We start from the raw sequence: 3732 nt of genomic DNA on the forward strand, positions 1-3732 counted from the left end.
TAAAGCTCGAATTTACCCTGCATGCAATGGCCTATAACTTATCAAGAGCGGTTGCTCTGATATTATGGATGATTTTTAGTCTATTATTTGTACAAACTAAAATCAGAAAAAGAGAAAATCTGCACGGTGGGATATTGTTGAAAAAAAATTCCACCCCTTTTGCGACAGCCTCGTAATGCCGCAGTTTTGACGCAGATACCGGTGGGCGTTTAAGGTAACGACCGAGGTATTTCACGCTATGCCAGGCCCCTTTCGTTTTTTTAGCAAAGTGCACTTTCCAGTAACGTCCGTACTGCGCCCTCAAGTAACGCCGCCAATGTTTTTTGTCACGGATATGACCAAGACCGGGAAGACGGCCAGGGTTAATTAAATCATAACTGTGACGTAGTAGTCGGATGACAGCCCCTCGCCAGATTTCTTCGACATCCTTTTTTTTGAAGAACAGCTTTCGCCATACCCCGTGTTTACTATCCAACCCCCCGCGGGTGACGGAGACATGAACATGCGGATGCTGATTGAGTTGCCGGCCATAAGTGTGCAAGGCGCAGAAAATACCAATTTCGATACCCTGTTTGCGCGCCAATTGCAGCATAGCTCGAGTGGCTGCACGAAACAGAGCATTGAGTAGCGACCAATTATTGTTAAAAAAAGGCCAAAGAAGATGCGGCATGGTGAAAGTAATGTGCTGCCAGTCACAGTCGGGTAAAATATGAATCTGCTGTGCGAACCATTGCTCGGTGGCTTTGAAACCGCATGAATTGCAGGCTTTTGATTTACAGCTCTGGCAGAAAAAACGGCTGTGGGAACAATCAGACGAAGCGCAACAATAGCGCCGGACACCCATGGCACAAGTGCCGCAGGCAAGCATGCGCTCTACAGACAGACGTGTCCACGAGCTGACGTTGTCACCGTGTTTTTCCAGGAATTTATTCCAGCCGTCATCAATGGTGAAAAGCAGTTTAGCAGGACGAGGGATATACATCTGAGTAAATGACTCTATAGGTATTTTTTCGTAGAGTATAAAACAGTACTTAAATCATGAACATCCCCCGAAGCAGCGTAGCTGCGCCGCTCACGCGTAGCGTGCTACGTTCGATCTACAATTAATGTTGGTAAAGACGGGAGAAATTATCTGGTTAGGTAAAAACGTTGCGACAATTAATGAGTATTAAGCTACCAGTGATCGTTGTTGCTCTGTGGAATGTGGCGTAACGGGGTCAATTTTCACAGTGTTGCAAGTTATCATGACTGACAAAGGTTTAAATTATCATTCCAAAATTGATTTTATTGATTCAGTGCTCTACATAGTATTTGTTGTGACATCTGATTTATTAGTCTACAAGCAGAGGAGTTAACCATGGGATTTTTTGATTTTATAAAAGAAGCCGGTGAAAAAGTAATTGATATGGTATCTGGAAACCATATCGATCAAAGTAAAAAACTGACAGAATACATTAAAAACATGGGTTTTCCTGGTGCAGATGACGTTAAAGTTGAGGTGATTGAAGGAAAAGCTACCGTTTATGGCGAAAATATTACTCAAGAGTTAAAAGAAAAAGTCCTTGTTGCTGTGGGAAATGTCGCTGGTATTACTTCGGTTGAAGATAAAATTATTGCATTAGCCACTAATGATAGTAAAGCTGTGAGTGAATTCTATACAGTCGCTGCTGGCGATACGTTAAGTAAAATAGCTAAAGAACAGTACGGAAACGAAAAGGATTATCTGAAAATTTTTGAGGCTAATAAACCTATGCTAACGCATCCAGATAAAATATATCCAGGTCAAAAACTCATTATTCCAAAATAATAATATCCATATTGTTGTTTGCAGAATTGAGATTAAAGAAGCCAACTTCAAAAGTTGGCTAATAATGTTGATGGAAATTTTTTTATTTCTAATAATCAAATATCGACTTATGGCAACTCAATCATAAACCTTCATTAAATATTTTCAACCCTATATTCCGCAAGCAAGCCTATCCAAATGGTTATATTTTACCCACTAACTTTACAGGCTATGAGTTTCGACGAATGTAGACGTTTTATCTACAAAACTATTTATTGGATTCTCTGGTAAACTCATAGTATTGAGTGATGCAGGAGAATATTTTGATAAATCCAACGCCAGAACAACAAGCTGTCATTGACTGGCAGGGCGAGAAGCTTGTGGTTAATGCTTTTGCCGGAACAGGAAAAACCTCAACGTTAGTGAAATACGCCGAAAAGCATCCCGAACTCCGGATGCTTTACATTGCGTTTAATCGCTCAGTGAGAGAAGAGGCGGACGAGAAATTTCCCGCTAATGTGCTTTGTAAAACTTCTCATCAACTGGCATGGCCTGGCTTTGGTAGAAATTATGCTAATCGATTAACAAATTCTCTGCGCCTTTTTGATATTGCCAATGCGATTCAGAGCGATGACTGGGTATACGTAAAAGCGATTCAGGATACCTTAAAGAACTTTATGTGCAGCGTGGATAGTCAGATTATGTTACGCCACTGTCCTTCAATATTGAGGGGGGAAGTTAAAAAATCGTTTACCGCTCATGATGTCGTTAGCCATAGCGAACGGCTCTGGCATCGAATGATTGACCTTGCTGATAATTTCCCTGTTATTCATGATATGTATTTAAAATTGTACCAACTCTCCCAACCGAACCTTTCCCATCGGTTTGACGTTATTTTGTTTGATGAAGCACAGGACGCTAATCCGGTTACTCACGATATTATTTTTCGTCAAACCACGAAGTTAGTGATGGTGGGTGATGCTCATCAACAGATTTATCGCTTCCGAGGTGCGGTCGATGCGTTAAATGCGCCTTCTCTGAGTGATGCTGACCGTCTCTGGTTAACCCATAGCTTTCGCTTTGGCGCCTGTGTCGCGGATGTGGCTAATGCATTACTGGCGATGAATGGTGAAAAGTATCACGTGGTTGGCAGAGGTGAAAAAGATGACATTCTCATTGATATGCCTAAGCAAGGCTTTCCTCACCGCGCCATACTCAGTCGAACGGTTGCCGGTGTGATTAAAGTCGCATTGGAAGCGAGTAGCAAAAAAGCGACTATCTACTGGATTAATGGGATAGCCGCTTATCGTATCGATGAATTAATTAATCTTCACTGGTTTTCACTCGATAAGCGAAAGAAGATGAGTCACCAACGGCTTTACACGGAATATTGCAATTATGCAAATTATAAGCACATGGCCAATGCCAGTGGTGACCAGGAAATGTTGCAATCTATCAAAATCATCGAAAAATTCACGCCATTACCAAAAAAAGTGGATGTTTTACGTAAAAGAACGGTAGACACTGAAGAGGAAGCCAGTAAGCGTGTTGCTTAATAGTGAAATAAGGGTGTTTCGGTGATTGAAGTAAATTTTACGCTGTTCTGAGATGGAAATTCCAAAGACCTGCGCTAAGGAGTAAGAAGGTATCATCAATAAAGGGTCTACGATTCCGTAAAATTTGGGTCATGCAACCGAGGCGCTTGATACCCGCGATGGCGTGTTCAACTGTAATACGGATGCCCGAGATTATTTTATTTTCTTGTTTTTGTTCAGGCGATAAAGGTCTTTTTCGAGTTCCTTTTTTTGGGATTTGTGTATTAGGATGCTGTTTATCTATACCTTGAAAACCGGTATCTGCCCAGATGGTTACCTCAGGAGGAATATGGCGAATTATATCGACTTTATCGAGTAAGCGTTTATCGTGACGGCGCCCATTTTTGCTCA

The 3732-nt window shown here is 41.6% G+C and carries 4 protein-coding genes; 2 read left to right on the top strand and 2 right to left on the bottom strand.

The window, feature by feature from the left end:
* Positions 1-31: 31 nt before the first annotated feature.
* A complete protein-coding gene (locus tag CBG25_RS18360; RefSeq protein ID WP_290608464.1) occupies positions 32-982 on the bottom strand; it encodes a transposase in 951 nt (316 codons plus the stop codon).
* 375 nt (positions 983-1357) lie between these two features.
* Between CBG25_RS18360 and lysM the strand changes: the two genes are divergently transcribed.
* Both lysM and CBG25_RS18370 read left to right on the top strand, forming a co-directional pair.
* Positions 1358-1807, top strand: a complete 450-nt coding sequence (lysM, locus tag CBG25_RS18365) for a peptidoglycan-binding protein LysM (RefSeq protein ID WP_290608466.1) — start codon at positions 1358-1360, stop codon at positions 1805-1807.
* 302 nt (positions 1808-2109) lie between these two features.
* The gene (locus CBG25_RS18370; RefSeq protein ID WP_290608467.1) at positions 2110-3342 is read left to right on the top strand and encodes a UvrD-helicase domain-containing protein; all 1233 of its coding nucleotides are present in this window, start codon (positions 2110-2112) and stop codon (positions 3340-3342) included.
* A gap of 37 nt (positions 3343-3379) precedes the next feature.
* Here the strand turns inward: CBG25_RS18370 and CBG25_RS18375 are convergent.
* A partial coding sequence (locus CBG25_RS18375) for a transposase family protein (RefSeq protein WP_290603898.1) occupies positions 3380-3732 on the bottom strand: 353 nt, incomplete at its 5' end.

This window comes from Arsenophonus sp. ENCA, assembly GCF_002287155.1.
GTDB lineage: Bacteria > Pseudomonadota > Gammaproteobacteria > Enterobacterales > Enterobacteriaceae > Arsenophonus > Arsenophonus nilaparvatae.